This window comes from Pseudomonas sp. PS02302, assembly GCF_029959585.1.
Lineage (GTDB): Bacteria > Pseudomonadota > Gammaproteobacteria > Pseudomonadales > Pseudomonadaceae > Chryseomonas > Chryseomonas aestiva.
In genome coordinates this window covers 25,324-51,442 of the sequence record NZ_JASCON010000005.1, presented here as the reverse complement: position 1 = coordinate 51,442, position 26,119 = coordinate 25,324, and the positions used below count along the sequence as shown (strand labels likewise).

The 26,119-nt window shown below is 62.0% G+C and carries 27 protein-coding genes and 3 tRNA genes; 8 read left to right on the top strand and 22 right to left on the bottom strand.

Features of this window, described 5'->3' with window-relative positions; genetic code table 11:
• The first annotated feature begins 73 nt into the window (after positions 1-73).
• From rluD to QMX82_RS03130, 6 genes are all read left to right on the top strand, one after another.
• Entirely contained in the window at positions 74-1,033 is a 960-nt protein-coding gene (gene rluD, locus QMX82_RS03155; protein ID WP_208692756.1) for a 23S rRNA pseudouridine(1911/1915/1917) synthase RluD, read from the top strand.
• On the top strand, positions 1,030-1,761 hold the full coding sequence (pgeF, locus tag QMX82_RS03150; RefSeq protein ID WP_282281213.1) for a peptidoglycan editing factor PgeF: 732 nt from the start codon (positions 1,030-1,032) through the stop codon (positions 1,759-1,761). Before rluD ends, pgeF begins: the two co-directional genes overlap by 4 nt.
• A 131-nt stretch (positions 1,762-1,892) precedes the next feature.
• Entirely contained in the window at positions 1,893-4,457 is a 2,565-nt protein-coding gene (clpB, locus tag QMX82_RS03145) for an ATP-dependent chaperone ClpB (protein WP_282281211.1), read from the top strand.
• Between the two features lie 162 nt (positions 4,458-4,619).
• Positions 4,620-4,695, top strand: a tRNA-Asn gene (locus QMX82_RS03140).
• Between the two features lie 10 nt (positions 4,696-4,705).
• Positions 4,706-4,782: transfer RNA gene (locus QMX82_RS03135), tRNA-Pro, on the top strand.
• A gap of 5 nt (positions 4,783-4,787) precedes the next feature.
• A tRNA-Lys gene (locus tag QMX82_RS03130) sits at positions 4,788-4,863 on the top strand.
• A gap of 282 nt (positions 4,864-5,145) precedes the next feature.
• On the opposite strand, the gene QMX82_RS03125 is transcribed toward QMX82_RS03130, so the two are convergent.
• Entirely contained in the window at positions 5,146-6,537 is a 1,392-nt protein-coding gene (locus QMX82_RS03125; RefSeq protein ID WP_282281209.1) for a tyrosine-type recombinase/integrase, read from the bottom strand.
• Positions 6,534-8,396 carry a MobH family relaxase gene (gene mobH / locus QMX82_RS03120; protein ID WP_282281207.1) on the bottom strand — a complete coding sequence of 621 codons (1,863 nt, stop codon included), beginning with the start codon at positions 8,394-8,396 and terminating at the stop codon, positions 6,534-6,536. The genes QMX82_RS03125 and mobH overlap by 4 nt, the downstream gene beginning before the upstream one ends.
• 363 nt (positions 8,397-8,759) lie before the next feature.
• On the opposite strand from mobH, the gene QMX82_RS03115 reads away from it, so the two are divergent.
• Positions 8,760-9,122, top strand: coding sequence for a DUF3742 family protein (locus tag QMX82_RS03115; RefSeq protein ID WP_282281206.1), 363 nt, complete (start codon positions 8,760-8,762; stop codon positions 9,120-9,122).
• A gap of 27 nt (positions 9,123-9,149) precedes the next feature.
• On the opposite strand, the gene QMX82_RS03110 is transcribed toward QMX82_RS03115, so the two are convergent.
• The 18 genes from QMX82_RS03110 to QMX82_RS03025 all read right to left on the bottom strand — a co-directional run bounded on the left by QMX82_RS03110 (position 9,150) and on the right by QMX82_RS03025 (position 23,875).
• The gene (locus tag QMX82_RS03110; protein ID WP_282281205.1) at positions 9,150-10,736 is read right to left on the bottom strand and encodes a conjugal transfer protein TraG N-terminal domain-containing protein; all 1,587 of its coding nucleotides are present in this window, start codon (positions 10,734-10,736) and stop codon (positions 9,150-9,152) included.
• 9 nt (positions 10,737-10,745) lie between these two features.
• Positions 10,746-11,108, bottom strand: a complete 363-nt coding sequence (locus QMX82_RS03105; RefSeq protein WP_282281204.1) for a hypothetical protein — start codon at positions 11,106-11,108, stop codon at positions 10,746-10,748.
• A 2-nt stretch (positions 11,109-11,110) separates the two neighbouring features.
• The gene (locus tag QMX82_RS03100) at positions 11,111-12,484 is read right to left on the bottom strand and encodes an integrating conjugative element protein (protein WP_282281202.1); all 1,374 of its coding nucleotides are present in this window, start codon (positions 12,482-12,484) and stop codon (positions 11,111-11,113) included.
• 17 nt (positions 12,485-12,501) lie between these two features.
• Positions 12,502-13,449 carry a TIGR03756 family integrating conjugative element protein gene (locus QMX82_RS03095; RefSeq protein ID WP_282281201.1) on the bottom strand — a complete coding sequence of 316 codons (948 nt, stop codon included), beginning with the start codon at positions 13,447-13,449 and terminating at the stop codon, positions 12,502-12,504.
• Positions 13,446-13,883 carry a TIGR03757 family integrating conjugative element protein gene (locus QMX82_RS03090; protein WP_282281200.1) on the bottom strand — a complete coding sequence of 146 codons (438 nt, stop codon included), beginning with the start codon at positions 13,881-13,883 and terminating at the stop codon, positions 13,446-13,448. Before QMX82_RS03090 ends, QMX82_RS03095 begins: the two co-directional genes overlap by 4 nt.
• Positions 13,884-14,008: 125 nt before the next feature.
• Positions 14,009-14,467, bottom strand: a complete 459-nt coding sequence (locus tag QMX82_RS03085; RefSeq protein WP_282281199.1) for a hypothetical protein — start codon at positions 14,465-14,467, stop codon at positions 14,009-14,011.
• A gap of 83 nt (positions 14,468-14,550) precedes the next feature.
• Positions 14,551-15,246 carry a DsbA family protein gene (locus QMX82_RS03080; protein WP_282281198.1) on the bottom strand — a complete coding sequence of 232 codons (696 nt, stop codon included), beginning with the start codon at positions 15,244-15,246 and terminating at the stop codon, positions 14,551-14,553.
• Positions 15,243-15,551: a hypothetical protein gene (locus QMX82_RS03075; protein ID WP_282281197.1), complete on the bottom strand. Its 309-nt coding sequence runs from the start codon at positions 15,549-15,551 to the stop codon at positions 15,243-15,245. The genes QMX82_RS03080 and QMX82_RS03075 overlap by 4 nt, the downstream gene beginning before the upstream one ends.
• On the bottom strand, positions 15,548-18,574 hold the full coding sequence (locus QMX82_RS03070; protein WP_282281196.1) for a conjugative transfer ATPase: 3,027 nt from the start codon (positions 18,572-18,574) through the stop codon (positions 15,548-15,550). Before QMX82_RS03070 ends, QMX82_RS03075 begins: the two co-directional genes overlap by 4 nt.
• On the bottom strand, positions 18,574-19,020 hold the full coding sequence (locus QMX82_RS03065; protein WP_282281195.1) for a TIGR03751 family conjugal transfer lipoprotein: 447 nt from the start codon (positions 19,018-19,020) through the stop codon (positions 18,574-18,576). Before QMX82_RS03065 ends, QMX82_RS03070 begins: the two co-directional genes overlap by 1 nt.
• Complete coding sequence (locus QMX82_RS03060) at positions 18,998-20,518, bottom strand: TIGR03752 family integrating conjugative element protein (protein WP_282281194.1); 1,521 nt, start codon at positions 20,516-20,518, stop codon at positions 18,998-19,000. Before QMX82_RS03060 ends, QMX82_RS03065 begins: the two co-directional genes overlap by 23 nt.
• Complete coding sequence (locus tag QMX82_RS03055; protein ID WP_282281193.1) at positions 20,502-21,419, bottom strand: TIGR03749 family integrating conjugative element protein; 918 nt, start codon at positions 21,417-21,419, stop codon at positions 20,502-20,504. Before QMX82_RS03055 ends, QMX82_RS03060 begins: the two co-directional genes overlap by 17 nt.
• Entirely contained in the window at positions 21,416-22,072 is a 657-nt protein-coding gene (locus QMX82_RS03050) for a PFL_4703 family integrating conjugative element protein (RefSeq protein WP_282281192.1), read from the bottom strand. Before QMX82_RS03050 ends, QMX82_RS03055 begins: the two co-directional genes overlap by 4 nt.
• The gene (locus tag QMX82_RS03045) at positions 22,069-22,449 is read right to left on the bottom strand and encodes a TIGR03750 family conjugal transfer protein (protein WP_058786692.1); all 381 of its coding nucleotides are present in this window, start codon (positions 22,447-22,449) and stop codon (positions 22,069-22,071) included. Before QMX82_RS03045 ends, QMX82_RS03050 begins: the two co-directional genes overlap by 4 nt.
• Before the next feature lie 15 nt (positions 22,450-22,464).
• Positions 22,465-22,830 (bottom strand): TIGR03745 family integrating conjugative element membrane protein, encoded by a 366-nt coding sequence (locus tag QMX82_RS03040; RefSeq protein ID WP_282281189.1) that lies wholly within the window; start codon positions 22,828-22,830, stop codon positions 22,465-22,467.
• Positions 22,831-22,848: 18 nt separating this feature from the next.
• Positions 22,849-23,088 (bottom strand): TIGR03758 family integrating conjugative element protein, encoded by a 240-nt coding sequence (locus tag QMX82_RS03035; protein ID WP_145009930.1) that lies wholly within the window; start codon positions 23,086-23,088, stop codon positions 22,849-22,851.
• Positions 23,085-23,381 (bottom strand): integrative conjugative element protein, RAQPRD family, encoded by a 297-nt coding sequence (locus QMX82_RS03030; RefSeq protein ID WP_241493299.1) that lies wholly within the window; start codon positions 23,379-23,381, stop codon positions 23,085-23,087. Before QMX82_RS03030 ends, QMX82_RS03035 begins: the two co-directional genes overlap by 4 nt.
• 164 nt (positions 23,382-23,545) lie before the next feature.
• A complete protein-coding gene (locus tag QMX82_RS03025) occupies positions 23,546-23,875 on the bottom strand; it encodes a hypothetical protein (RefSeq protein ID WP_158897052.1) in 330 nt (109 codons plus the stop codon).
• 149 nt (positions 23,876-24,024) lie between these two features.
• Here QMX82_RS03025 and QMX82_RS03020 point away from each other — a divergent pair, with 149 nt between their 5' ends.
• Positions 24,025-24,318, top strand: a complete 294-nt coding sequence (locus QMX82_RS03020; protein WP_282281185.1) for a hypothetical protein — start codon at positions 24,025-24,027, stop codon at positions 24,316-24,318.
• Here the strand turns inward: QMX82_RS03020 and QMX82_RS03015 are convergent, their stop codons facing one another.
• Together QMX82_RS03015 and QMX82_RS03010 are read right to left on the bottom strand one after the other, a co-directional pair.
• The gene (locus tag QMX82_RS03015; RefSeq protein ID WP_282281184.1) at positions 24,319-24,615 is read right to left on the bottom strand and encodes a hypothetical protein; all 297 of its coding nucleotides are present in this window, start codon (positions 24,613-24,615) and stop codon (positions 24,319-24,321) included.
• Positions 24,616-24,629: 14 nt separating this feature from the next.
• Positions 24,630-26,090, bottom strand: a complete 1,461-nt coding sequence (locus QMX82_RS03010) for a UvrD-helicase domain-containing protein (RefSeq protein WP_282281183.1) — start codon at positions 26,088-26,090, stop codon at positions 24,630-24,632.
• Positions 26,091-26,119 lie beyond the last annotated feature (29 nt).

The following is a 26,119-nucleotide window of genomic DNA, read 5'->3' as shown; positions in this document are numbered from 1 at the left end:
GGCAAAAAAGTCGCCGTATTTAACCACAGGGTCGGGCCGATTCCAAAAGCCCCGCCATTGCCCGCGCAGATCCATGTCCGAATCCATCGTTCTCAATGCCGAAGTCCCCTACGAACTGGGTGGTCAGCGCCTCGATCAGGTCGCTGCCCAGCTGTTCGCCGAACACTCCCGCTCGCGTCTCGCCGCCTGGATCAAGGACGGCAGCCTGACCGTCGACGGCGCCGTGTTGCGCCCGCGCGACACCGTCCATGGTGGCGCCCAGCTGGCGCTGCGAGCCGAACGCGAGGCCCAGGGCGAATGGGTGGCCCAGGACATCGAGCTGGACATCGTCTACGAAGACGATCACCTGCTGGTGCTCGACAAGCCGGCCGGGCTGGTGGTGCATCCGGCCGCCGGCCATGCCGATGGCACCCTGCTCAACGCCCTGCTGCACCACGTGCCCGGCTTGGAGAGCGTGCCGCGTGCCGGCATCGTCCATCGCCTGGACAAGGACACCACCGGACTCATGGTGGTGGCCAAGACCCTGGAAGCCCATACCCATCTGGTCGCCCAGTTGCAGGCACGCTCGGTGAGCCGCATCTATGAAGCCGTCGTCGCCGGGGTGATCGTCGCCGGCGGCACGGTCAATGCGCCCATCGGCCGTCATTCCCAGCGTCGCCAGCAGATGGCGGTGATCGCCGGCGGCAAGCCCGCTGTCAGTCACTACCGGGTGCTGGAGCGGTTCCGCGCCTATACCCATACCCGGGTCAAGCTGGAAACCGGGCGTACCCACCAGATCCGTGTGCACATGACCCACGTCGGTTTTCCGCTGGTGGGCGATCCGGTCTATGGCGGGCGCTTCAAGATCCCGCCGGCGACCAATCCGACCCTGATCAAGACCCTGCGCGAATTTCCGCGCCAGGCGCTGCACGCGCGCTTCCTCGAACTGGATCATCCGGTGACCGGTGAGCGCCTGCGCTGGGAGTCGCCGCTGCCCGAGGATTTTGTCTGGCTGCTGGATCTGCTGCGCCAGGACCGGGAATCCTTCGAATGATCGGCGCCGACTGGCTGCGGCCGGACTGGCCGGCGCCGGTCGGCGTCCAGGCCCGCGTCACCACCCGTTTGGGTGGGGTCAGTCAGCTGCCTTTCGCCAGCTTCAACCTCGGTAATCACGTCGGTGACGAGCCGGCGGCGGTCGCCGAGAATCGTCGACGCCTGGGCGAGGCCCTGGGGTGTCAGCCGGCCTGGCTCGAACAGGTACATGGTACCGCTGTGGTCGAAGCCGATCCTGCGCAGGTGCTGCGTGCCGATGCGGCCTGGACGGCCACGCCCGGTGTCGCGGTGACCATGATGACCGCCGACTGTCTGCCGGCGCTGTTCTGCCGGCGTGACGGCTCCCGCGTCGCGGCGGCCCATGCCGGCTGGCGCGGTCTGGCGGGTGGCGTGCTGGAAGCTGCCGCGGCCAGTCTGGAGGTGGCCCCCGCCGAGGTACTGGTCTGGCTGGGCCCGGCCATTGGTCCGGCCAGCTTCGAGGTCGGTGCCGAGGTGCGTGAGGCCTTTGTCGCCCAGCAGGGCGACGCCGAGCGCTGCTTCGTGGCCAGGGGCGGGGACAAGTACCTGGGCGATCTCTATGCCCTGGCTCGTCTGCGTCTCGCCGCTCAGGGCATCACGGCGGTCTATGGTGGCGGCTTCGATACCTTCGCCGATGACCAGCGTTTCTTTTCCTATCGGCGCGCTGCCCGTACCGGGCGCTTCGCCAGCCTGATCTGGATCAAGCCCTAGGTCTTTTTTTGGGATGTCAAGCCTCCCTGGCTTGAATCGTTACGCATCGTCCCTATCTTAAGGTCATTCCCGCGGGTAATCGAAAGCGCCTCACTGTCGCGCTGTCCCGCGTTTCAGATAGGACCTTGCCCATGCGTATAGACCGTTTCACCAGCAAACTGCAGCTCGCCCTGTCGGATGCCCAGTCCCTGGCCGTCGGCCACGACCATCCGGCCATCGAGCCGCTGCACCTGTTCTCTGCCCTGCTCGAACAGCAGGGCGGTTCCATTTCCCCACTGTTGCGGCAGGTCGGCTTCGACCTCGCCAGCCTGCGCAAGACCCTTGCCGAAGAGCTGGACAAGCTGCCCAAGATCCAGAATCCCAACGGCGATGTGAATCTTTCCCAGGATCTGGCGCGCCTGCTCAATCAGGCCGATCGCCTGGCCCAGCAGAAGGGTGACCAGTTCATCTCCAGCGAGCTGGTGCTGCTCGCCGCCATGGACGAGAACACCCGCCTCGGCAAGTTGCTGCTGGGGCAGGGCGTCTCGCGCAAGGCGCTGGAGAACGCCATCAACAACCTGCGCGGCGGCGAGGCGGTCAACGACGCCAATGCCGAGGACAGCCGCAAGGCCTTGGACAAGTTCACCGTCGATCTCACCAAGCGCGCCGAGGACGGCAAGCTCGACCCGGTGATCGGTCGGGACGACGAGATCCGCCGCACCATCCAGGTCCTGCAGCGCCGCACCAAGAACAACCCGGTGCTGATCGGCGAACCCGGCGTCGGCAAGACCGCCATCGCCGAGGGCCTGGCCCAGCGCATCATCAATGGTGAAGTACCCGACGGCCTCAAGGACAAGCGCCTGCTGGCGTTGGACATGGGTGCCCTGATCGCCGGCGCCAAGTTCCGCGGTGAATTCGAGGAGCGCCTCAAGGGCGTGCTCAACGAACTGAGCAAGCAGGAAGGGCGCATCATCCTGTTCATCGACGAACTGCACACCATGGTCGGCGCCGGCAAGGCCGAGGGCGCCATGGATGCCGGCAACATGCTCAAGCCGGCCCTGGCCCGTGGCGAGCTGCATTGCGTGGGTGCCACCACCCTCGACGAGTACCGCCAGTACATCGAGAAAGACGCGGCCCTGGAGCGGCGTTTTCAGAAGGTACTGGTGGACGAGCCAAGCGAAGAGGACACCATCGCCATCCTGCGGGGCCTCAAGGAGCGCTACGAGGTGCACCACAAGGTGGCCATCACCGATGGCGCCATCATCGCCGCGGCCAAGTTGTCCCATCGCTACATCACCGACCGCCAGCTGCCGGACAAGGCCATCGACCTGATCGACGAGGCCGCCAGCCGCATCCGCATGGAGATCGATTCCAAGCCGGAGGCCCTGGATCGCCTTGATCGCCGGCTGATCCAGCTCAAGGTGGAACGTCAGGCGCTGAAGAAGGAAGAAGACGAGGCCGCGCGCAAGCGTCTGGAAAAACTCGACGAAGACATTGCCCGCCTCGAACAGGAATACGCCGATCTGGAGGAAATCTGGAAAGCCGAAAAGGCCGAGGTCCAGGATTCCGCCCAGTTGCAGCAGCGCATCGAGCAGGCGCGTACCGAGCTGGAGGCCGCCCGCCGCAAGGGTGACCTCAACCGTATGGCCGAGCTGCAGTACGGCACCATTCCTGATCTGGAGCGCAGTCTGCAGATGGTCGACCAGCACGAGAAGCCGGCCAACCAGCTCCTGCGCAACAAGGTCACCGAAGACGAGATCGCCGAGGTGGTCTCCAAGTGGACCGGCATTCCGGTCAGCAAGATGCTCGAAGGCGAGCGCGACAAGCTGCTGCGCATGGAAGAGGCCCTGCACAACCGGGTGATCGGCCAGGACGAGGCGGTCACCGCCGTGGCCAACGCCGTGCGCCGCTCGCGGGCCGGGTTGTCGGACCCCAACAAGCCCAGCGGTTCCTTCCTCTTCCTCGGCCCGACCGGGGTGGGCAAGACCGAGCTGTGCAAGTCGTTGGCGGAATTCCTCTTCGATACCGAAGACGCCATGGTGCGCATCGACATGTCCGAATTCATGGAGAAGCACTCCGTGGCTCGCCTGATCGGTGCCCCGCCCGGCTACGTCGGCTACGAGGAGGGCGGCTACCTGACCGAGGCCGTACGGCGCAAACCCTATTCGGTGGTCCTGCTGGACGAGGTGGAAAAGGCGCATCCGGACGTCTTCAACATCCTCCTGCAGGTGCTGGATGACGGTCGCCTGACCGACAGCCAGGGGCGTACCGTGGACTTCCGCAATGCAGTGATCGTCATGACCTCGAACCTGGGCTCGGCGCAGATCCAGGAGCTGGTGGGCGATCCCGATGCCCAGCGCGCGGCGGTGATGGACGCGGTGGCGGGTCATTTCCGTCCCGAGTTCATCAACCGTATCGACGAGGTGGTGGTGTTCGAACCCCTGGGGCGCGAGCAGATCGCCGGCATCGCCGAGATCCAGCTGCATCACCTGCGTCAGCGACTGGCCGAACGCGATCTGCAACTAGAGCTGACGCCGGAGGCCTTGGACAAGCTGGTCGCGGTGGGTTACGACCCGGTCTATGGGGCACGTCCACTCAAGCGGGCGATCCAGCGCTGGATCGAGAACCCGCTGGCCCAGCGCATCCTGTCCGGGGCCTTCGCGCCGAACAGCCAAATCCAGGGCCGACTGGAGGGCGACGAGATCGTCTTCGCCTAGGAAATGGCCGGGCGATCCCAGGGTCGCCCGGCGTTTCCGATAAATTTGTGAAAAAACAGCAGGCTAGGTGTTGACGTCTGTTTCTACTTCCGTAAAATGGCGCACCTCACTTACGGCAAAGCTCGAAAGGCACTGACGTAAGAGGGGTTGGAAGAGAGAAATTCCGCGATAGCTCAGTCGGTAGAGCAAATGACTGTTAATCATTGGGTCCCTGGTTCGAGTCCAGGTCGCGGAGCCACTTCCATTCTCGGGGTATAGCGCAGCCCGGTAGCGCGCCTGCTTTGGGAGCAGGATGTCGGGAGTTCGAATCCCCCTACCCCGACCATATTTGGGTCGTTAGCTCAGTTGGTAGAGCAGTTGGCTTTTAACCAATTGGTCGTAGGTTCGAATCCTACACGACCCACCATTTCGTTCCTGGTGAGCCTTTTCCAATCAGAGAGAAGAGGTTTGCTGGGGAGAAGCAGATACAGCGCAGCGCAGACAGCAGCCGTCTGTCGCAAAACATAGCTGCGCATCTTCTTGATGTCAATTTGCGATAGCGCACAGCCATAACCCGCATGGCTGTGCGCTTTTGCGTGCGCGCCTGCGGAAATCCTAGGCACGATCTATCGATCACGCACGGCTATCCCTTGAGACGCGCGTCACAGATTCCGACTAGCGGTAGCAGGTTGGGTACGGAACGCTCGGCTCAGCTGCCACGCATTCCTTGGCCTACTCTAGCCCTCAGCTGAGGGGAGGGTAGTTTAAGAGTGCCCGTGGTAGGCCGGTGCCCTGGGGCCGCCATGCCCGCCAATGCAGGTATAGGGACCGTTGTCGCCTGAGTCAGATGATGGAGTAAGGCCGACATGAGCTCCTGCATGTCTTCAAGATTCGGCCCGCCTGTAGCAGTCGTCTCATGTGTTGCCGAGGCCCTGTGCTGCGAAGCATCGTGCTCCTCTGGGCGCGCAGTCGTTGATCTTGAAAGAGGTCTTTCGGAAATCGCAGCTGTCTTTCTGACACGTTCTGGACGATCAGTAATCCGCTGCGGCGTATTCTCTATCTGAGGGATATCGGTCTCAGTGACCGGCCCCTCGATCAGCTGCGGCCGCACCCGGTCAAGGGCATGTCGACTGCTGCCATCATCGACCCTCGCCACCATCCTGGTCGGCCGCGCGCGGGATTCTCGCTCAGTCATCACCTCACGCATGATCTCGAAGTCTGTCTCGACGTAGCCCAAGGTGGTGGTGATGCTGGAGTGGTTGAGGAGTGTTTGCACAACGTTGAGATTGCGATCCTTCTCCTTCATCAAGTCGGTAGCGAGGGTATGCCGGAACCGGTGGGGCGTGATCGGCGTGCCCACGGCTGCCGTCAGCTTCTTGTAGAAGGCCTCGACCTGGTCAGGATCCATAACCTCCTTTTCATAGTGATCCGAGAAGCGATTGACGTTGAAGAGCTGGTCATGTTGCCCAATGCCTGAGAGTCGTGCTGCTTCGCATAGCTTGCGAATGAAGGGTTCCAGAGAGTGGGTGATGGGCACCTGATACTGCCGGTACGTCTTCTCTGTTTCACCACGGACCGTGATCTTCTTGTTATAGAGGTCAACGTCCATTGGCCGGATGTGGAGAAGGGCGCTCAGGCGCATGCCTGTGCTCCAGTAGGTCTCATATACGCACCGCCAGAACCAGGCCGGCGTCGCCTTCGCCCGCTTGTGAGTCAGCCTCTCTTCGCGTTCGAGCTGATCCAGATAAAGACGTGCCTGCTCGATGACAATGCGGCTGAGGGTCTTCTTCGGCTTGTTGATGAGCTTCACTGCGGTTTTGCGGAAGGGGTTACGTCTGAGCTGGATGACCTCTTCATCCATGGCCAGTTGGTACAGCGTCTTCATGTTGTTTGAATAGGTGTTCCAGCTTTTGCGTTCTAGGTTGACCCCAACTCGCGCAGTGCGCCAATCGATCACGTGCTGGTGTTCGACCGACTCAACGTCTACGTCCTTGAAGTGATTGATCATGGCCTTGGTAGCGGCCCATAGCGCTCGCTTGGAGGCTGGGCGAAGATCCGCCTGCACGCTGATATACCACTCCGCTAGTTCACTCAACCTCATGCGTCTGCCTCCCCGGTCTGCAGACGGACACTGGCGTTGTCGAAGGGTGGCTGAGGAAAGATCAAGGTGGGGTCCTGTAGCAGATAGCCCTTGAGGGACTTGGATTTGCGCGGGCCTACGACGTCGCAGGTCCAGATGTTGAGGTTGTCCGCGGTCTTGCGGTTGATCTTGAGCTTTTCGAATGCACGCTGAACCAGTTGCCAGGATTCCATCCCTCGCTCCTTGGCCTCTTTCTGCAGCTCAGGATGTTCTTGGGCGTAGCGCTTGAGTAAGCCTGGGCTTACGAGGAATGCGGTTCCGTCGACCGTATGGATCATTGCCTTGGCGTCGTTGATCACCAGCTTGTGGGAAAGGACGCCGTGGCGAACCCAATCCATGAACGCTTGGCCAAGTTCTGAAGGTGCTATTGGTATGACGGCCAGCTCCTGTTGGAGCTCGATAGGAGGATCAGCTCGCTCAGCGGTGGTTTCAGCTGGGAGCAGTAGTGTCGTTGCATTGGCTACAGGCGGGGTGATATCGCCGAACAGGTCATCGGCTAGGGCAAGCGTGTCTTCCATCGTGTCCGAACTGGTCTGGAATGCGGGTGCCAGGAGTGTTTCGGAATGAGGGGGGTTTTGGAAGGCTGTGACAGCTATCGCAGTATGTGTTATCGGGAGTAGTGGCTGAGTAATATCGCTCGACTGTTGCAGGCTTTGTGGATCTGGCTCTGAACCGTCTGTCTGCTCGAGAGTGAGGGTCCCTGAAAAGGGCGCGGGTCGATCTGCTGGATCTGGCCAGATCAGTGCAGGGGAGACCTTGAGCAAGGTGAAGGTGTTCTTCCAGCCGTGGCCGGTGTCGATCGTTGCCTTCCAGATAGCCTTGTCCTGAGCGTTGACCTGGATGATGGCCTGGTCCTGGATCAGGTTGAAGAATGGGGCGTTCGACGTTGGGATACCTTCTACGCCTTGGGAGAGCATCAGTGCCCGCAGCTGGTCTGAGGCAGGCTTGCTGACGAGCCATAGCGCATCCTGGGTCAGCCACCCATCTGAGGGCCCATCTGGCTGGTTCAGCTTGAATTTCTCAGTGACCAGGGTGCGCAACCCATCTGCCAGTTGACGCTGGATCGTGTTCTTGGGGGCTTCCATCGCACGTTGCGGGTTGGCGCCGAGCTCCTGGGCGACACTCGCCTGATCTGCTTGGACGATTATCTCGCCCAGTACGCCGGCATGCTGGTATTGCCCGGCCAAGACGAAGATCAGCGATGACCATAGCTCGCGGTAGCCACTGAGCCAGTCCAGCACGTGGGGCGGCAGCACCTGGAAGTAAATGAGTGCTGAGGCAGCGCCATGAAGCTGGTAGTCGCGACCTTTGACGTATCTGAAGCGGTAGGGCTTCTCAATGCGACCGTGCCAGGGGTGCCATGGCTTGCCGTTCTCGAGGACGACCTCGATGTCGACGGCGATCTTGCCCAAGTCGTGGAGGAGGGCGCCGTAGGCTACCGCTGCTGACCAAGCTTCGGCCTGAGCTGCTTGTGACTCAGGCGGTGCGCCGATGGGGAGGAGGTAGTTCTGCCGGATCTTGAGTGCGTAGGCGACGATCTCCAGCCCGTGGTCGAGCAGGCCCCCGGGATAGGCGTGGTGGTGGTTTTCCGAAGCTGGAAGCTGCTGGACCAGATCAGCGTAGCGCCCGAGAGGATCTCGATAGAGTGAGGCGAACTGCTCGCGGGACAGCGACGTCCGCTGCCAGATGTTCTCGATGAGCTTCTGCCGGCGGGGTAGCGCCAGGAGATCCTGGCCTGCAGACGGCTGGGTGAAGCCCTGTTTGCTGGGCCCTGCAGGCGCGGAGGGTGGGGCTTTCTTCCTGAAAAATAGATCGAACATGGCATGCCCTTGGTAGTTCTTGGGCCTGCGTTGTCGATCAGCAGCGGTGAGCGAACAATGGTAAACCGCTATCACGGCTCAGAAGGTTGGGCCGGCGGGTGGCTACTATGCCTTGGAGCCTGGGCACCCTTTGCTCTTCGCAGCCAACGGCGGAGCCCTTTCTGGTAGGGCTTTTACCCTTAAAGCCCCCTTCCATTCCCTCCTTTGCTCCAGCCCATTTTCGCCTCTAACCCCTTGAATGATGTGACAAAATACTCAGCTCTCGAAGGGCTTTAGCACGATAAAGCTATTGCAGGCTAGTGAGCTGGGGCGTATAAATGATGTCATAACGCAATCCCTCTAACGGTATTATTGGGGTAAGCCATGATGAAATCGCCCGCTCAGAAATCTTTCGCCTCGAAAATCGGCGGCATTGTCGCGATTCCATTTCGTGCTGAGGCAGCCTTTTGGCGGATTTTCGAGCATGAAGGTCGGCTAAGTCTTGTTGGCCAAGTCATCAAATGGTCAGTCCGTGCGTTAGGCTTAGCGGCGTGTGCATATTTCTTGCTGCCGATGCTCCTTCTGGTCTTAGCTGCTATCGCTGCTCTCACAGTGTTGGGTGGGGGAGAAGGTTCTGCCTCTGCCACATTGTCTTCTGAAAACAATCATCGATTCTTCGAAGAGGAAGGCGTGAGAGACGGGCTTTTTGGGCACGGTCACTACGACAAAGAGGGGAACAGATGGTAGGGCCATAAACTAGCCCTACCTGATTCGTTAATCTTGGCTTGGTGACCTGGATATTCCTTTTGTAGCGGCAGTCGTTGCTGCGCTGCCAGCCTGACGTCCGATATTTCCGCTTTCCGTCTTTGCAGCCTGGGCACCAGTCGCCAATGAGCTAGCAAGACTTCCAGTCTGGAATCCTGCCCAAGTCATAGCAGTCATCCAAAACGCTGGCAGGATCAAAAACATCGCACCCATCACGTAGTTCAGCAGCATGTCTCCCTGCATGTTGCTCAGGCCGATGATGGGATCGAAATTGGCGTGCGGCGCGGTGTTGTTCACCTTGTAGATACCAGTGCCGTACAGCGCGTCCATGATGGTGCTGTCGACCCATCTGGCCAGCTGCAGCCAGAAGTCTACGAAGATCAGTGCGAACTGGGCGAAGGTGAGCGTCATGGCCACCTTGAGGTCGTAGGTCCCCAGTACCAGTACTATGGGGATGCAGATGATGAACGCCATCTTGAGGAAGGCCATCACCATCGGCGCGGCCTGCCGGACGCTGTCCATCGCCGGGAAGTAGGCGAGTGACCCTACTGCCTGTCCCAGACCTGCCGTGACCCTGGCGGCATCGTTGTACAGCGAGCTGCCAATCTGGCCGCCGTAGTCCCCGTACACCTGCCCCTGCGTCAGCGTCTGCTTCTTCGGTGACACCAGGTCCCGAATCACTGAGTCATTCACCTCGTCCTGAGACATGAAGCTCGCCCACTTTGCTAGCTTGGTCAGGGTGTCCGGTTCAACCTGTGCCAGCAGTCGTGCCTTGAGACCTTTAGAGCTGTCCGACCACCACTGGGTGCAGGTGGGATAGCCACCTCCGCCGGTGGTCTGTGCCAGGCCTGCGTCCCGTGTTGCATCGTAGGGCCAAGCCGTGCGCGGCGTATGGGAGCGGAAGCCCGAGCTGCCGTCGCTGTAGTAGCCACTGGTACTGAGAAAGTACTTGGAGCCGATCCAGCTCACGTCCAGGTACTGCTTGTCCGTCAGGGTGGGCTGAGTCATGAATAGCTTGGCGCGAGCCCGGGCGTAGCAATCGTTGGTGAAGTCTGCGACCTCCTGGGCGAGGAGGGGGTTGTCGATCCGCTCGGCATTCACCTCCATGCGCAGCTGCTGCAGATCCTGACCGCAGGGAATGCTGGCCACCGCGGCGGCGGCCGCACCCTTGGACAGTGCGTGGACCACCATCCACCACACCGGTACCTGGGCGCTCTTGCCGTTGAGAGTGCTGAAGGACGTTGCCCAACCCGTCGCGTCAGGCTTGGGTACGTCGACCTGGCATTGCTTGGAGCGAGTCTGGTCGTACTGGATGGTCGAGAAGCTAACGGTCGCCGCGGTGGATGGCATCAGCCCTAGCATGATGACGAAGATGGCCGTATAGAACCGATTCTCGATCCTGGCCAGGCTGAGGATCCCCTTGTTGCCCTCGTCCTGGCCCTCGCCGCGGGCCCGTAACCATTCCTGGATGATGATGGCCGCGAAGGGCGCGGCGAACAGCCCGGTCCCGCCGATCATCTCCCAGATGCCGCTGTTGATGATCCAGCCCACTAGGGTCAGGTAGTACTCGAGGTAGTCGTTGGTATAGAGCTGCATGGCGATCTCCTACAGCATGCCGGCATTGCGCAATTCGAAGAGACCGATGACCAATACGGCCATCACTTCGCAGCGATAGAGACGTCCGCGATCATTGGCCTCGGCGATGAGTCGCTTCCGGCACGGCCACCAGAAAATCACCAGGCCGGCATACAGGCAGATCCGCCACACCAGAAAGTGGGTGTGATGATCGGCCTGCCACTGCCGATAGCTCTGCAGGTCGTCGAAGCCCCAGGCCGCGGCTAAAACGAAGGCCAGAGCAAGACAGACCGCGAGCAGGAAGGGCCACAGCAGTGACCAGGTCAGACCAAGGCCGCGCCGGCCGATCCGGAGGCCGGTCCGAACGCGCTGGGTCCAGGAAGAAGTCAACATGGTCATTCCCCCTTCTTAGCCGGATTCTCGGTGCGATCCAGCCGGTTCGGCAGCGGATCGCCTTGGAAGATGCCCTTGGAAGCGTCCTTACGGATCGAGGCGCGCTGCAGGATGGTGGTGGGAGAGTTGCCAGCCAGCTCTCGGCGCATGTCCAGCTCAGTCTTGAGGTTCTGGATCTCGACCTGCAAGTTGGCGGCGTTCTGGTCGACCTGCGTCTGGGCGACCTGGTTGGCAGCGACGTTGGGCTCTTGACGGCCAGCGGCCAGGGTACGGACCAGCGAAAGGGCCTTCTCGATGACGTCGGCCAAGGAGACCTCGGATACGAGCCGCTTGGCCAGCACATCCTGGTCCTGCTCGGTGCGTAGAGACTCAATGATGCCGCGGGTGATCGGGATGGAATTGCTGCCGGCAGCGGCCAGGTTCTCATCAGTCATGGGCTGAGATCCGGCGATCAGTGCATTTACCGCCTTGAGCTTTGTGTCGTAGGTTTCCTGGATCAGCGGAGTAAGCCCTACACCCGCCTGAGTCACGGTCTTCTGGCAGTTATCGCAGGTCTGCTGTTGTTGCTCGCCCAGCACGCGAGTGGCGAAGGTCGCGGCTTCCTTCGGTGATGACCAAGTGCTGCAGACGAGACCGCCGTTGCAGCTGCTGGCCGGAATCGAGCCGGTAGCGGTAGGTGCTCGGCCGCTTAGCATGTTGTAACCGGCCTTGGTGACGTCGCCGACTACCTTGATTGGCTGCTGACCACTGCCTCCGGCCTTGCTCCCGCCGACCCAGGTTACGCCCTCATTCCCGCTCTTCTGCTCGACCTGGTTGATGGCCGCGACGGCATCGGTGGTGCCGGCAGCGGCCGACTTCATTGCCTCCCCCTCGGCGAGCTTGTTCCAGCCGACCTGGCCGCCGGCGACATCGAGCATCTTGTCGGCAATGGCGCGACAGGTGCCCTTCGAGCGATCAAAGTCTAGGCGTGCCTGGCCAATGCCGTTGGTGATCAGGTTGTACAGGCCCGGGTTGGCGCGCTGCAGGATCAGCCCGGGAAGGGAGGCGGCGGCGCCGGTGGCGTTCTGCAGCACCGAACTCATGATGGTCTGGAAGCCCTGGGTGGCCCCGTTGAGCTGGTTCTGCAGGGTGTTGGTAAGGCTCAGATTGCCGCAGATCAGGTTGGTGTTCCAGCCACCGCCAATCTGGATGCTGTCCATGTTGCCGACGCTGCCCATCGACACGGCATTGCCGCCGCCGATGCTGTAGAGCACGTCGTCGCCGATGACGCTCCCCTGGGACTGCACACGGTAGGGCTCGGCGGCCTGGACAGCGCTGCCGAGGAGAAGGCCGGCCAAGCAGGTGCTGGCCAGCAGGGTGAGGCGAGAGGTATTCATGATCGACGGCTCCCTGATCATTGAAAGTCGGTGCTGCCCAGAAAGACCTGGCCTTCACGCTTGCAGCAGCTGTAGGGGCGCCACAGCGCCCAGGCATAGGCGCCCACGGCATCCTGGACGTGTGGGCCCGAGTTGGGGAAGGCAGCGCAGCTCTGGCTCAACGTGGGCGTGAGCTCCTGCCACTTGCCGGTGGTGGCATCGCCCTCGAGCAGCTCGCCTGCGGGCCAGTAGCCGTCCTCGGCCTGAGCCAGCAGCGACTGATAGACGTGGATCTGGCCGGAGCGGGTGACCACATCGCCGGCGCGCTGGGCAATGACCGCCGCAGCCTTATAGTCATCGGGCTGATGCAGGAAGCCACTGCGCGGATAGACGTTGCCCCACAGATCGCCGGACAGGGTGCCGCCCACTTCGCGTTTGCCTGGGATGAGTGCCTCCGGATAAACGGCCTCGGGGATGCCGTACCGCCAGGCCAGGTAGTCGTAGTTGCTCAGCAGATAAGGCATGTAGGCGGTACCCGCGCCTTTGCAGGTATAGCCGGAGCCGCTGGCGAACTGGCTGAAGGCGTTGCCGCCCGGGTGGCCGATGACATCTGCGTTTTTGAAGCGAGCGCTGAGGGTGGTGTTGGCCTGGGTTGCGCTATCGCCCGGGTCGTTGCCGCCGGCGGCCACACTGCTGACAGGACTGAAGGAAGCCATCTCCGTCCAGGGGTTCTCGCCGGTATTGGCGTAGCTGGACACCACGGCATCGGGCACGAAGTGCCGTACCTTGGCCGAGGTTTTGACCTTGCAGCCGTAGGGGGTGCAGAACAGCCAGTAGCAGATGCCAACTACCTTGTATTCGAGGCATTCAGGCGAGAGTGAAGACGACACAATGGCCGCGGTGGTGACCGCCGCCGTAGCCGGCAGGCTGGTAGCGAGCGGGATGGCCAACGCGAGGCGTCTGAGGCGATACAGGTGCGACGTCATCGTCCGCTACTCCGGTAGCGCTCAATGCTGGCCACGGCGGCCGCCACGTCGGGCTGGCCGTAGACCACATACCGGCGATCCACTACCACTGCAGGAAGCTTGGTCACCCCCAGGCTCCAGGCGTCGGCAACGTCCTGGTGCGCCTTGGCGAGATCTCGGCCCAGCTGCTGCGCCGACGCCGAGCGCATCCGTTGCTGCATGATGGCTGCGGCCTGCCGCGGATCTGCCGGCAAACCTTCAGAGAGCTTCTGCTCAAGGCGTTCTGGGGCATCCAAAAGCACCACCCGGGCGCCGACGCTGTTAGTGAGCGGATGAGTGGAGTCGGAGATGGCCAGCACGTCCGCTGCGGCGAAAGGTGCGCAGCAGGCGGCAAGGGCACAGATCAGCCAGCGGAGCAGCGGCTCAGCAGGGGAGCAGTAGGGTAGGGCGGACATGCGAAGTACCAGGCAGATGGATGGCTGGTACAGGAAACGTGATCAGACTGGCTGGGTCAGCGGGAAACCGTATCTTGATCGCTGGAGGTTAGAAAACGACCTCTACCAGACGATCGTAATCTGCGTCAGGTGAGGTATCTCAACGCCGCGAACGCACTGCCAACGGCGGCCTGGTGCAGGTGCTTTTCGTCCTGTCGGCCCTGCCAGTACCCACGGCGTTCAGCGAAACGAAAGGCCAGGGCGGTATCACCGCGGCGAAGGGCTGCCTTCTGCTGGTCGTCGGCGATGTCACTGAAGAGGGTGAACAGCAGACGTTCCGCTGACTGCATCGCCTCCCGCTCGCTGTCGTAGGCCTCCTGATGCTCATAGACGCCCACGCGAAACAGCCAATGCACACGGAACAGATGAGTGACCTGTGCCAGTTTGATCGGAGGAAGTGCGTCTCTGGATTCGAAGACGATCCGGGCTTTCGCAGTCGAGGCGCCTACTGCCGACGAGGGGGATGACTTAGCGGGATGATTCATCGGGGGTGCCTGCTGAAGGAGAAGTTCGGCGCTGGGCTTCTCGACGTTGTCTTTCAACATCGATCATTCGCAACAGATAGGTGAGGCGGCTGTTGAGCCGCTGTAGGGTTTTATCGGAGAGGCTGGCCAGCCAAAGCGGGATGTCATTGGCGCTGCTGCGCATCCGCTCCCTCCTGGCTTGCCAGCCAGTCCATGGCGGACAGCATGCCGGCGTCATCCAGCAGCGATGGCAAGCGGATGACCCGGCCAGAGCTATTGTCCCTCAGCTCGAAGGTCGGCGTAGCATCGATGCGCTGCTTTGCCGCAGTGCTAGTCTGCTCCGCAATTGCTTGGCGTACCGCAGCGTTGTCTTCGACGCAGGCCTGAAGGTGCTGCAGCGAAACGGCGGGTTGTAGGCCCAGTTGATCGATCGGCACCGCGAGGCCAGCGCCGTTGCCACGGCTATGCTGGTAAACGGCTTCGATGGCTTGCCAGAACACCGGATTGCCTCCATACCAACCAGCGCAGGTCACCAGCCGTGCTTCGTACTGGGCTGCCTCCCCATGCATGGGGAGTGGCAGGTGCTGCCATTGCCAATTCAGCTGGTCGTGCCGCGCAATCAGCTGCTTTAGTTGCGGGAAGGCGTCCTTGCAGTAAGGACACTCCAAATCGCCGTACTCGGTCAGCGTGAAGCGCGCGGAAGCATTTCCGTAGACGAAGACCGGTGGTTTGGAACGTGGTTGGACAGATTCCGGCGTGCTATGCCCTTGTATCGCAGTCACGGCAAAGGCGCAGGCGAGCATAGCGGCCAAGATTCCGTAGAGGCCCCATGGAGTAGCCAGGATGTTGGGCTTCTTCATGCTGAAGCCTCCCTAGCCGTGGTCTCATCGCTATCCCTGCCCAGCACATCCCGATGCAGGACCGCGAGCAAGGCCTGCTGCGCTTCATCCGGCTGTGGATGCTTGGCCAGCCAGTCCTTGAGCGCCGTATCGAGTTGAGCCTCGATCTCCCGGCGATCTACCGCGCGCGCCTTTACCGCCTGCAGGTTGGTGATCAGTACCGGGGCGCAGATCTGCAGCGCGGTCAGGGTATCCTGCCCGGGTTGGCTGAGCAGCTGTGTCAGGCTGTCGATGAGGTCTTGGGTAAAGCGGTCCATCGCCCTCATCCGCGTGCTCCCGAAGCGGGTGGCAGATCGAAGTGATAGGGCTCGATGCCGCGTAGCCGATCCAGCCGCGCCGCCACGGCCACGGCTGCACCCAGCTCATCGGTGCCTAGCTCCTCCATCAGTTGCGCGCGTTCAGCCTTCTCCTCAGGCTCAGTCATCGCCAGGGCGAGGAAGAGACTAGGCGGTACCGCGCGAAAGAGGATCTCCATGGATTTGGACAGCACCACGCCTTCGGTGTAGGCGCCGCTTTGTTTGCGCGCCGACAGCATCAGCTCCTTTTGCGCGGGAGTGAGGGAGCGGAATTTGGAGATTTTCTCGACCTCATCCGGCGGCATATTGAGGCAGATCCACCACTCGATCATGTTGAGCATCGGCGCGCCGGAGAGCGGGATGTCGTCGATGTTCTGGGTGGCGAGCCAGAACCAGGCCCCGAGTTTTCGCCACATCTTGGTAATTTTCATGGCATAGGGCAGCAGCAGGGGATGCTTGGTGATGATGTGGCCTTCGTCGGTCAGCTTGATCAGCGGGCGCCCCTTGAATTGGTCGCGTTCGGCTATGTTGTTGATCGAGTTGAGCAGCGAGATGTAGGCGATGCCGAGCTGCGCCTGGTAGCCCTCTCGGGCGTAGGTAGCAAAGTCCACTACGGTCAGGTCCGCTTCCGGCCAAGGCGTGCCAGGACGATTGAACATCTCCCCATCGGCGCCCATGCAGAACATGTCCATGGACTCGGCCATCTCCTGCAGACGCTCTCGGCGCGCTGCGGGAAGGCCTTCATCCCGGGCAGCCTCGCCGAGGGCGTCGCGTACGTCTTGAGTCAGCACGGTCTTCTCTGCCTTGAAGCAGGTCGTGGCCGCATTGATGATGGCGTGGCGGATAGCCGCGCGGTCGGCACGGGTGAGGCGAGCGTCCTCCTTCTCCTCACCGCCGGTGATCATGAGGCGCGCGACGATCTCCATCTCACCGAGCACGTCGCGCTGATCGTCCTTGAGGTTGGCCTGAGGGGTACTGTTGCGGTCCGACGCCTCCAGGTCCTCGGCATCAAGGACGGCAACCCGAGCCGGATCGTCTGCTAGACGGATAGCGTCAGCAAAGGGCGCCAGGCTGACGCCGGATCCTGGGGAAAGGCGCACGCGATGCACCGTCAGGCCCAGACGCTGTGCGAAGTCCGCCAGCAGACCAAAGCTGTTGCCGGCCTCGGCGACGAACATGCGCGGCCGGTAGCCAGCCAGCCACTGGATCATCAGATTGTTGAGCGTGGCCGACTTGCCAGCACCGGTAGGTCCGAAGACAAACCCGTGGGCGTTCATCTGACGATCTTCCTTGTTGAAGGGGTCGAAGGTCAGAGGCGCGCCGCCGCGGTTGAAGACGGTTGTTCCAGGATGCCCGGTGCCGGTGTGGCGGCCCCAGACTGGGGCCAGGTTAGCCACGTGCTGAACGAGCAGCATCTGGGCGTACCACTGCAGGGCCCTGGGCTGATTCGGATCGAAGTTGGCCGGAAGCCATCTCAGATAGCTGGAAAGACCGGCGACCTCATCATCCGGCTGCACGGGCTCCATGCTGGCGCCCAACAGGATGTTGCTGAGGTTCATGCAGCGCTGCGTCAGCTCGGCCTCGTGCTTGCCGCGAACGTAGAAGGCAACGCTGCCCTTGTAGAGCTTGTGCTTGCGTCCAATCAGGTAGCGGGCATCCTGGATGGCTTCGCGTGTCAGCGCTGAGGCTTGGTTATCGCCTACCGCCTTCTTATGCAGGTTGTTGAGGTGGGCTTCCAACGTATCCTGAGGCGTGATCACCAGGGTGATGGCCAGCACCGTGTCCTCAGGAAGCTTGTCCATCAGGGCATTGAGCGCATCACCGCCCTGGCGGGTTTCGCCCGTCAAATGCCCGGTCTTGGGCGCCTCGCGCAGCCGATCGAGCATGATCACTCGGGTGGGCTGGCCATCGAAAAACCAGATGCCCTTGTCTGCGTCCGAGCGAGGCTCCCGGTACAGCAGGCATTGTGAGAAGTCCGTGCCACTGGCCAGCACCGGGATGGTGCCGTCCTCGACTTCGGTCGGCGTGTTCACTAGTTCGAAGAAGCGATCATGGTCCTTGCGCGTAGTCCCCAGATGATCGGGGCAGGGATTGAACCACTGCAGCAGCCAATGCCGGATAGCACGCTCTTCCATACGGATGGCTTTGACGCCGGCGTTGGCCAACGAGCCGACCAGGCGCTCACAGGTGTTGCGCAGGTAAAGTGCGGGATCCTGGCCACGCATCATGCCGTCGCCGACACTGCGCCGCGACACCACCAGGCGGACACGACGCTGTTGGCCCCGCCAGGGCAGTTTGGAGACGACCTTGTCCTCGAACAGGCCGCCGGGCTTGGAGATGGCTGAGAGGTGGTGCTTCATCAGCCCCTGGTAGAGCTCGGTGAAGGCCGTACCTTGGGCGCGGGGCTTCACGTAGTTACGGAAGCCCTCGAGATAGCTGTCGAACTGGATCTCGTCATAGGCGTACATCTGAATAACCCAAGGACTGACCTCGAGCTCATCGAAGCTGTCCTGCAGGGCGTTCTCCAGGGCGTCCCGTGCCTGGCGTAGCCAGGCTGGCGAGCGGCCTTCTGTGCCGATCGGCACGATGTCGAAGAACGCAGCCAAGGACTTGCCGTCCTCCAGCAGCATGGCCTGGTGCTCGGGCAGGTACTCGATCCAGGGCAGCAGATTAGTGAAGCTGGGATTGACGTCGTAGAGCTTGGCTACGTCAGCCACGGTCGCGGGTTTCTCCTTGCCGGTCATCCAAGAGCCGGGCTCAGGGATACCGTGCGCCTTGAGGCGGTCGAGATGGCGCTGATAGGCGGCTTCCTCGTCGACTTCAAGCGCGCGGGTCGCTCGGATGGATTCAGGGTGGATGACTGGCTCAGCTTCGGCTGACAGAGTCCCTTCATCAACCGCGTCAGTATCTCCAGGCTGGCCCGGTACAAGATCCGGCTCAGCCGCTGAAGTGTCGGTGGTCTTTTTGCCACGCAGGCGTTCGAAGATGCCCATCAATAGTTCTCCACCCGCTCACCCGGCATGGCGTACTGCACACGCTGATAGAGCGGGAACACGGTGGTGTAGCCGGGAATAGGGGCAGGATCCGAGCCAGCCAGGTGCGGGAAGACGTACATGACTAAGTCCGGATTGGGCAGGCGCTTGAACTGGCTGTAAATCTCGTTCTGCGCCGTGCGCGAATAGCCGGCGTTGTCCGCCAGCGGCCGCACTTGGCTCGTGTCCACGGGGCGGCGCAGCTCTGCCCGGGCATCGACGAGTTGTCGACCCTGGCTGCTGTTAGCCGAGCCGGTGGTGCCGGCGTTCCAGACGTCCATCATGGTCTGGTCGCCATGTGGCAGCATCTTCTCCTTGTTGACCGAGCAGCCCGCGGCCAGCAGGGCCATGGCCAGCACAGCCGCCATCTGTAGTCGTGCATAATTAGTCGAGATCAGCCGAGGCATGGCGAGCTCCCTTGCGATAGTCGACCTTGCGGCCCTTGAGTTCGTAGTCGATGGCCAGCTCCTGGTCGAGGTGGATGGCCACCTTCGCCCCGGGCTGGACGTAAATGGCGGCAAAGGCCTGGCCGTAGAGCTTGTTCACCCAGGTGGAGATGTCGCTGACGCCCTGGTTTAAGATCTTGCCCATGGCCTCGTTGCCGGAGATCCCGGTCGTGCCGATGGTGCCGCTGGAGGTCTGTACGTAGCTCGAGCTGCTGCCATCGCTCTTGATGAGAGAGGCAGCGCCGGCGCCGGCGGCCGTGATCAGCGCCTGGGAGCCGATGTACTGGGCAGCGTTGCTACGGCGATCGCCGGCGATGCAGGGGATACCGTAGGGATCGCTGATCCAGCCCATACCGCCCTGGACAGCGGCCGGCTGGCCATTGGTAGAGGTGTTCTGGTTGTTCTGGCCGTTGTTCTGCTGGCCGCCGTTCTCTTGCGGTGCCGGCAGGGTACGCACGGTGCCGTCGGTGAAGACGAAGGTCATGCTGCGGATCTGGCCACGCACGCAGGACAGGGTCCAATCGCCTGAGGCGGTACCACTCACGACAGCGCCGGCGACGTCGGGAAGATCGATGCCGTTGGCGGTCAGGTTGTCCGGACCGATCAGCACCTTGAAGGGGTAGGGGTCATTGACCGTGCCGTCGACCGGTACGCGGCCCACCAGGGCCGTCATGGATACCGAGCCCATCAGCGTCGAGTTCTGCGGCAGGGTGTAGACCTTGCGCACCTTCTTGCGCGTCTGTTCATCGCCTCCGACGCCGTCCGCCACGCGCTGCGCGCCGCCGGACGCCGCGTCCAGGGTCTTCTGGCCAGCGGTACCGAATGACGTGGGGAAGGCAAAACCACTGGCTGCCTGGCCACTGCCGGCAGCGAGCGGTTTGCCGTTGGCATCGACCGCCGTACCGTCCTGCGGCTCGATCCAGACCAGGTCCGAGCTACCGCTGCCTTTCTTGAACTGGTTGCCTTCGCCCGGGTTGATGCCGAGCCCGATAGGCATATCGCCGCCAGAGCCTGCAGCGCCGCCCAATTGACTGCCCATCTGCGACAGGGTGTTGAGCTGCTTCTGCAAATTATCAACGAGTCCTTGGGTCTGCTTCTGCTGGTTCTCCATGCCCTGGTTGATGCCCGCTTGGACGCGGTTGTCGACCGTGCTGTTGATGTTGCTCAACTGGGCTTTGAGGCCTTCGTTCTCCCGCTTGGCCTCTTCGTTGTCTTTCAGGACCTTGCTCATCTGGTCTTTCAGCTGGCGACTTTCGGCAACGATGGTGCGCAGGGTATCGTTGGCCGTATCGCCTTCAATGCCGAGCGCCTTGGCCTGTTCGGGGGTGAGCTGGGCAGATTGCGGCTGCTCCGGCTCTACGGATTTGCCGCGGCCGAGCATTTTTACCCCGACGAAGACCACCAGGACGAGGAGGGGTAGCAGCGCGTACTTGAGGAGCGGATTACTTCTGAGCTGCATGGCGTGCCTCCGAGCTCACCCGCGGATCTGCTGCGCTCAGGCTGGGCAGCAGCGACTGGCCAAGGCCATGGTCTTTGGTGACCAGGTAAAGCACCGTGGTGTCACTGGCATCGCCGCGGGCGCCGAGGTAGGGGTGCTGAAAGGTGGCGGTCGCGAAGTCGCCCATCAGCTCGCGTGGATCCAGGGCCAGGCGCTGGCCAGTCTGGTTACGAAGCTTTACGGCAGTCACCCAATGGTCGTCCAACCGCCAGGCGCCTAACTGGCTTGCCTCGACGGGCAAGGCCGGCAGCAGCGTCGACAGGTCCAGGCGCTTGTCGACTTTGACCTGGGCGACGCCGCCGACCGGCTCCACCGTACGGAGAGGGGCATAAAGCATCTGGGCGGCATACCGCGTGAGCACGACGGGAATCGGCGTTTCGCGTTTGGGCGGGGCTGGTTCGTCGTCATCTTCATCAGCCTGGCTGCTGGCCTTGGCTGTGGCCTTTGGGGCATTGCTCCCGCTGGTCGAAGCTGCCTGACCATATCGGGTCGGCGTCGTATCGCCGGGCACGATCTTGATGGCTTCCAGCGGCGCATGGCCTTCCTGGGCGGGGGTCGCCGCGATGTCGGCCAGCATGATTTCGCCGGTGGCCGCGTTCTGTAGCTGCAGGCGGCTGGGCTCGATGGCGTCCTTGGCCAGCAGGTAGATGGCGCCGCCGGTGCTTTGCACCCGGATCTTGTCGGCGATGGCCGGGGGTACGCCGACGCGTACGTTGGCGTCGACGAACAGGATCCGCTCCTGGCCCACCACCAAGGGGATGGCCATGGGGACGCGCTCCCATTTGCGGATCTCGACGGCATGGGCGAGGCTGCTCAGCACCAGGCCGCTCAGCACCAGGGCGAGGGAGTGGCGGGATCTCATGGTGTACCTCGGGCTTTGACTTCCACGCCGGCCTCGATCCGCTGCGGCTGACCGCTGTAGCAGTCCCACTTCATGCCCCAGGGGTTTTTCTCAGGATCGACGTCGGCTCTGACGACATGGAGCGGATATCTAGTGAGCGCCGTCTTGACCTTCTCGCCGCCCAGGTACTCGTTCGCGACGACATCGAGCATTACCGTCCACTCGCTGTTGCCCAGCACCTGGACGCGACGACTAGGGTCATCGCCATAGCCCGATCCGGGAATTTCCGCCACGTTGCGTACGCGCCTGCGCAATTCGCCGGCATTACGTTTCAAGGCCTCATCGCCTTCCAGGTAGACCTTGCAGGACGGGGTGATGAAGTTGGTCAGCCGCGCGATGTTGTCGCTGTAGTTCTTCTCGCCATCGGAGGGCCAGCTGTTCATCTGCTGGAAGATGTAGAAGGCGTAGGCATAGACCGACTCAGGCGGTATCTCCCACCAGGGGCGTGTGCTACCCGAGCGCAGATCCGGGGGCACATGGACGGTGAGATCCTTCGGCGCCGTGGACCAGCCGTAGCCGTTCCACATGGCGATACCGGTCATAAGACCCAGGGCCAGGCGCAGGGTCGTGATGTGGGCGCGCTGTGAGTCGGAGAGCTTCCAGGCGCGACTCATAGCCCCACCATCCGTTTGCAGCTCCAGCTACCACTGCGGATCACCAGGCGGCGCCCGGCAATCCCCCAGTGGGCCAGGCGGCATTCCACTTGCCGCCACAGCCAGGTTTCGGGGCGCCCGCGCTTCCAGCGGCGCAGTTGACGTCCAGCAAGCACAAGGCCTAGGGAGCCGCAGGCTAGCGCGGCAAAGATCGGCATGGCCGGAGTCGTGAAAAATGCCAAGGGGATGCCGACCACAAAGCCGAACGAAGCGCAGACGATGATGGTGGCGAACATCTCGTCGGTGGTCAGGCCGCCCACAACGACGGGTTGGGTATTGAGGCGATTCGGCAAGAAGAGAAGTGTGCCGTCCTCGTGCAGGTCCTGGGTAATGTCCATCTGCGCCGTCCTGCCTTACATGATGCCGCTGGCTTTGGTGACGATGAAGATCACCAGGCCGATGAGGATCACGCCCACGACAACCGTGGCGCCGAGGTCTTTCCAGGTCTTCTTGCCGGTATGGATCTCGTGATAGACGCCGACGCCGTGGGTAGCCACCACAATCAAACAGAAGGCGCACAGGGCTAGGGAAATGAGCATGAACCCGTCGTAGCCGTAGTTCTTGAGCGTTTCGAGCCAGGTAGACCCTTCGCCGCGCGAGGGCGCTTGTGAGCTAGGCAGAGCAGCCTGGCTGATTGTCGGTACTAGTGCGGCGCTTGCCAGGAAGGCTTGGGTTTTGGCGCGAGCGCCAAGGGTGAACAGACGTTTGAGGGACAGCATGGATTTCTCCTCGAGGGGTTAATGCAAAATGAGCCAGGACAGGACGAAGTAGAGGATCAGCCCCTTGATCAGGGCGCCCTTGGCAGCAGCGGGTTTGAGGTTTTGGTTCGCCCAGCCCTTGTAGAGGCTGATGGCGAGCCAGGCGAACCAGAGGGTAGTGACGGCCATCGCCGCGGAGAGCCAGAACAGATTGCTGGCGGAGGGCGGAATGCCGCTGGCCGCCTGAAACGCAGAGGTCTGCGCAGCGGTCATGCTCATGGCTGGGCGCCTTCGCGCTGGTACTGGCCGGAAAGCTCGGCCGCATCGCGCGGCTGGGCGCGGCTCGGTGCCAGGTAGTCCTGCAGGCCCTGACGGATCCGCGCGATGTCGGCGGCCAGACGGTTGTAGTCCAGGCGGTAGCGGGTGCTGCCATCGCTCGGCAACTCGGCGCTGCGCCGGGCGACGGCCTCGACGGCATTGAGCTGGCGGATCATCACGTCGACGTTGGCCTGCTCGGAGGCGGTGCCAGCGGCCTGGGCCTGGCTCGTCAGGATCCCGAGCGCGATGGCCAGACTGCCGGCAAGGGCGAAGCAGCGGGGTGGCGTGCGAGAGTAGAAGGACAGTTTCACAGCAGGGCCCTGGGCTAGCGGGTGGATGCCGCACAGGATGCCGAGGGCCGTAGGCGAGGTCAGCGGGAAACCATTACTGCACCCAAATAGGTTGCAAACCCGCTTGGTTACTGACTTTGCGTCGGGGCAATAAGCCGCTTGAAAAACAGTAGAAAGCCGGTGGCCACCGCGTAGCCAACACCCCAGCCCTGATTACCTTGCGCGGTCTGCTGACCGATCTGGGCGCGGCCTTCCAGAACTGGCTGCACGCTGACCAGCTCCCAGCCGTCGGCGCCGAGGACTTGTAGCCGTGCCTGTCGCTCGGGATCGGCCAGGAAGGCGGCGATGTCAGGCGTACCGGTTTGCACCTCTTGCTTGAACAGCAGCCAGCCGCGCTCTTGGACGCGGTAGGTAAGGGGTGCGAATTCGGTGTGGTATTCGAAGCGGGCAGGGGACATGGACGGCTCCAGTTCGATGGGCTGGCCATCTTCGAGCTGGCCTCATTGCCTTTACGAGGTGAAACCGTATCCAAGTCCAAAACGGTTACAGCTGCGTGACGAACAAAACCGCTGTCTATGCTGTCGTTAGGAAAATCACGGGAGGTCGTATGACCGAGATTGCGTTTCTCCCCGAAGATGCTAAACAACGCTGGCGTGACCTGACTCATGCCATGGCCATCATGGGCCTTGGGCATTTGGCCCGGCTGTACGGCCAGCTCGAGGGCTACATCATGGCGCTGCTCGACTTTGGTCGCGTGACTGCCCCGCAGGGCAAGCAATTGCTCAAGGCAGCAGCTGATCTATTTGCTCAGTGCCGATCTGAGTACCTAAAGCACAAGCAGAAGCCACGTCGGCATATCGCAGGTGCGGTGGGGGACCGCATAAGGCGTGCTAAAGGCTAGTTAGTAGTCGTGCAGCACAAGATGATCGCAGGTTTCTTCGTCCAGCACGTCTGTATGCATATGCTGAAAGGTGCCGTAAATATTTCCCATGACACGAATTGGACAAACTCCATTCTTGACACCGCGAGCAATGAACTCGTTGATGCGAGAATGAACTTTCGGGTTGAGCATGCCGGTTAAAAAAGCCTGGTAGGAGGAGTTGGCAGGGCTTATCTTTCGCGCATTTTCCAATATGAATCCAGGACATTGCGCCTGTTGAAAAAGGACTAAAGACTCGATATAGCTTGCTTTTGGCACAGTGACGTTTCTCCTTAAGTGAATTGTATGCCGCCGGTTAGATCCTTATACCTCTGCATGATATCAATGACCAGCGAGTTCACCGCTAGGATCTGCATGGCCCGCGTCACCGAGACGTACAGCAGGTTCAGCTCATCGTCGCGGTTGGCCCGATCAATCTCGGGTGCCAGCGGATCCGCACTGAAATCGTCGTACAGCCCCACGAAGTCCCATTCCAGGCCCTTGGCCTTGTGAACGGTCGTCAGGGTCACCGTAGCGTCCAACTCGCTGGCCACCGCGCAGCTCCGTAGCTGCTCGATACGCTTGGGCAGGTCGAAGTAGGCCTCAATGATCCGTACCGAGCGCTGCATCTCTGGATCCTGGGTGGCCTTGGCGATCTCCTGGTATTGCTCGAAGTCACGGTAGTCGCGCAAGAGCTTCTTCTGCTGCACCAGATCATTACGACCTCGGCTGAACTGGAACAAGTCCTCGAGCTCACGCAGCGAGTAGCTGTCGATCCCGCCTATCCAAAACATGCGGTGCCCACCTTGCTTCTCCAGGCGCAGGGCGTTCTCGATCACGCCGCTGACCGTGCGATGCAGCCAAGTCCGATGGGCGAGCTCCTCGGGAAGCGAGCGCTTCACCAGGGTACGTTGGCCAAGCCCCTGCAGCTTCACCGTCTCGCCCTTGAACGACAGGATGATATTGGCCACATGGGCCACGGCAGGGCCGAACCGGAACGACTGCGTCAGGTAATGCTTTTCGGCGTCCGCCATCCACGGCGCGTTCAAGGCGTCTTCGGCGCCGCGAAAGCGATAGAGCTGCTGGTGACGATCGCCCACCATCACCTGAATGGTGCGCTGCCGCTGCACCAGGTCAGCGATCACTGGATTCACGTCCTGGCCCTCATCGAGCAGGAGGGCGCCGAAGCGGTTGGACAGGTCCGGGCGGCTCATCTGGTAGAGCTTGAGGTAGCCATCGTGGGTGATCTGCACGCCGGCGTCCTGCAGGTCGATCATGCGCTTCCAGACGCTGATGGCCAGCCCCACCACCTGGGTGATGCGCCGCTCCTGCAGCGGCGTCAGGCCGCGACCGTCGTAGCGGGCGAAGTGACGACCGTCCAGGGCCATGTCGGCGCTGGCCATGAAGGTGTTGAGCGTATTGACGACGTCCCGAGCCAGCTCCCAGTCCTGGGTGTTCAGTACCCGGGCGACCTCAGTGATGCGCAGGTTACCGACCTGTTTGTGCTGGTATTGGGTGCCATAGACCGCATAAGCCAGGCCGTGGGCGGTCTTGCAGGTGACGTTGCGCGGAAAGCGATTCTTCGCCGCCATCTCCACCGACTTGTTGTAGCAGAGGTAGAGCATCTGCACGTCCGCGTGGGCGCTGGCGTAGCCCACCAGGGTGGTGGTCTTGCCGGTGCCGGCGAAGGCTTGGATCAGCAGCTTGCGGGCATTTGACGCGATGGCGGGGGCTTGTTCAGAGGTCCACTGCATGGGTCTCTCCAGATTGGCTGGGACAGATT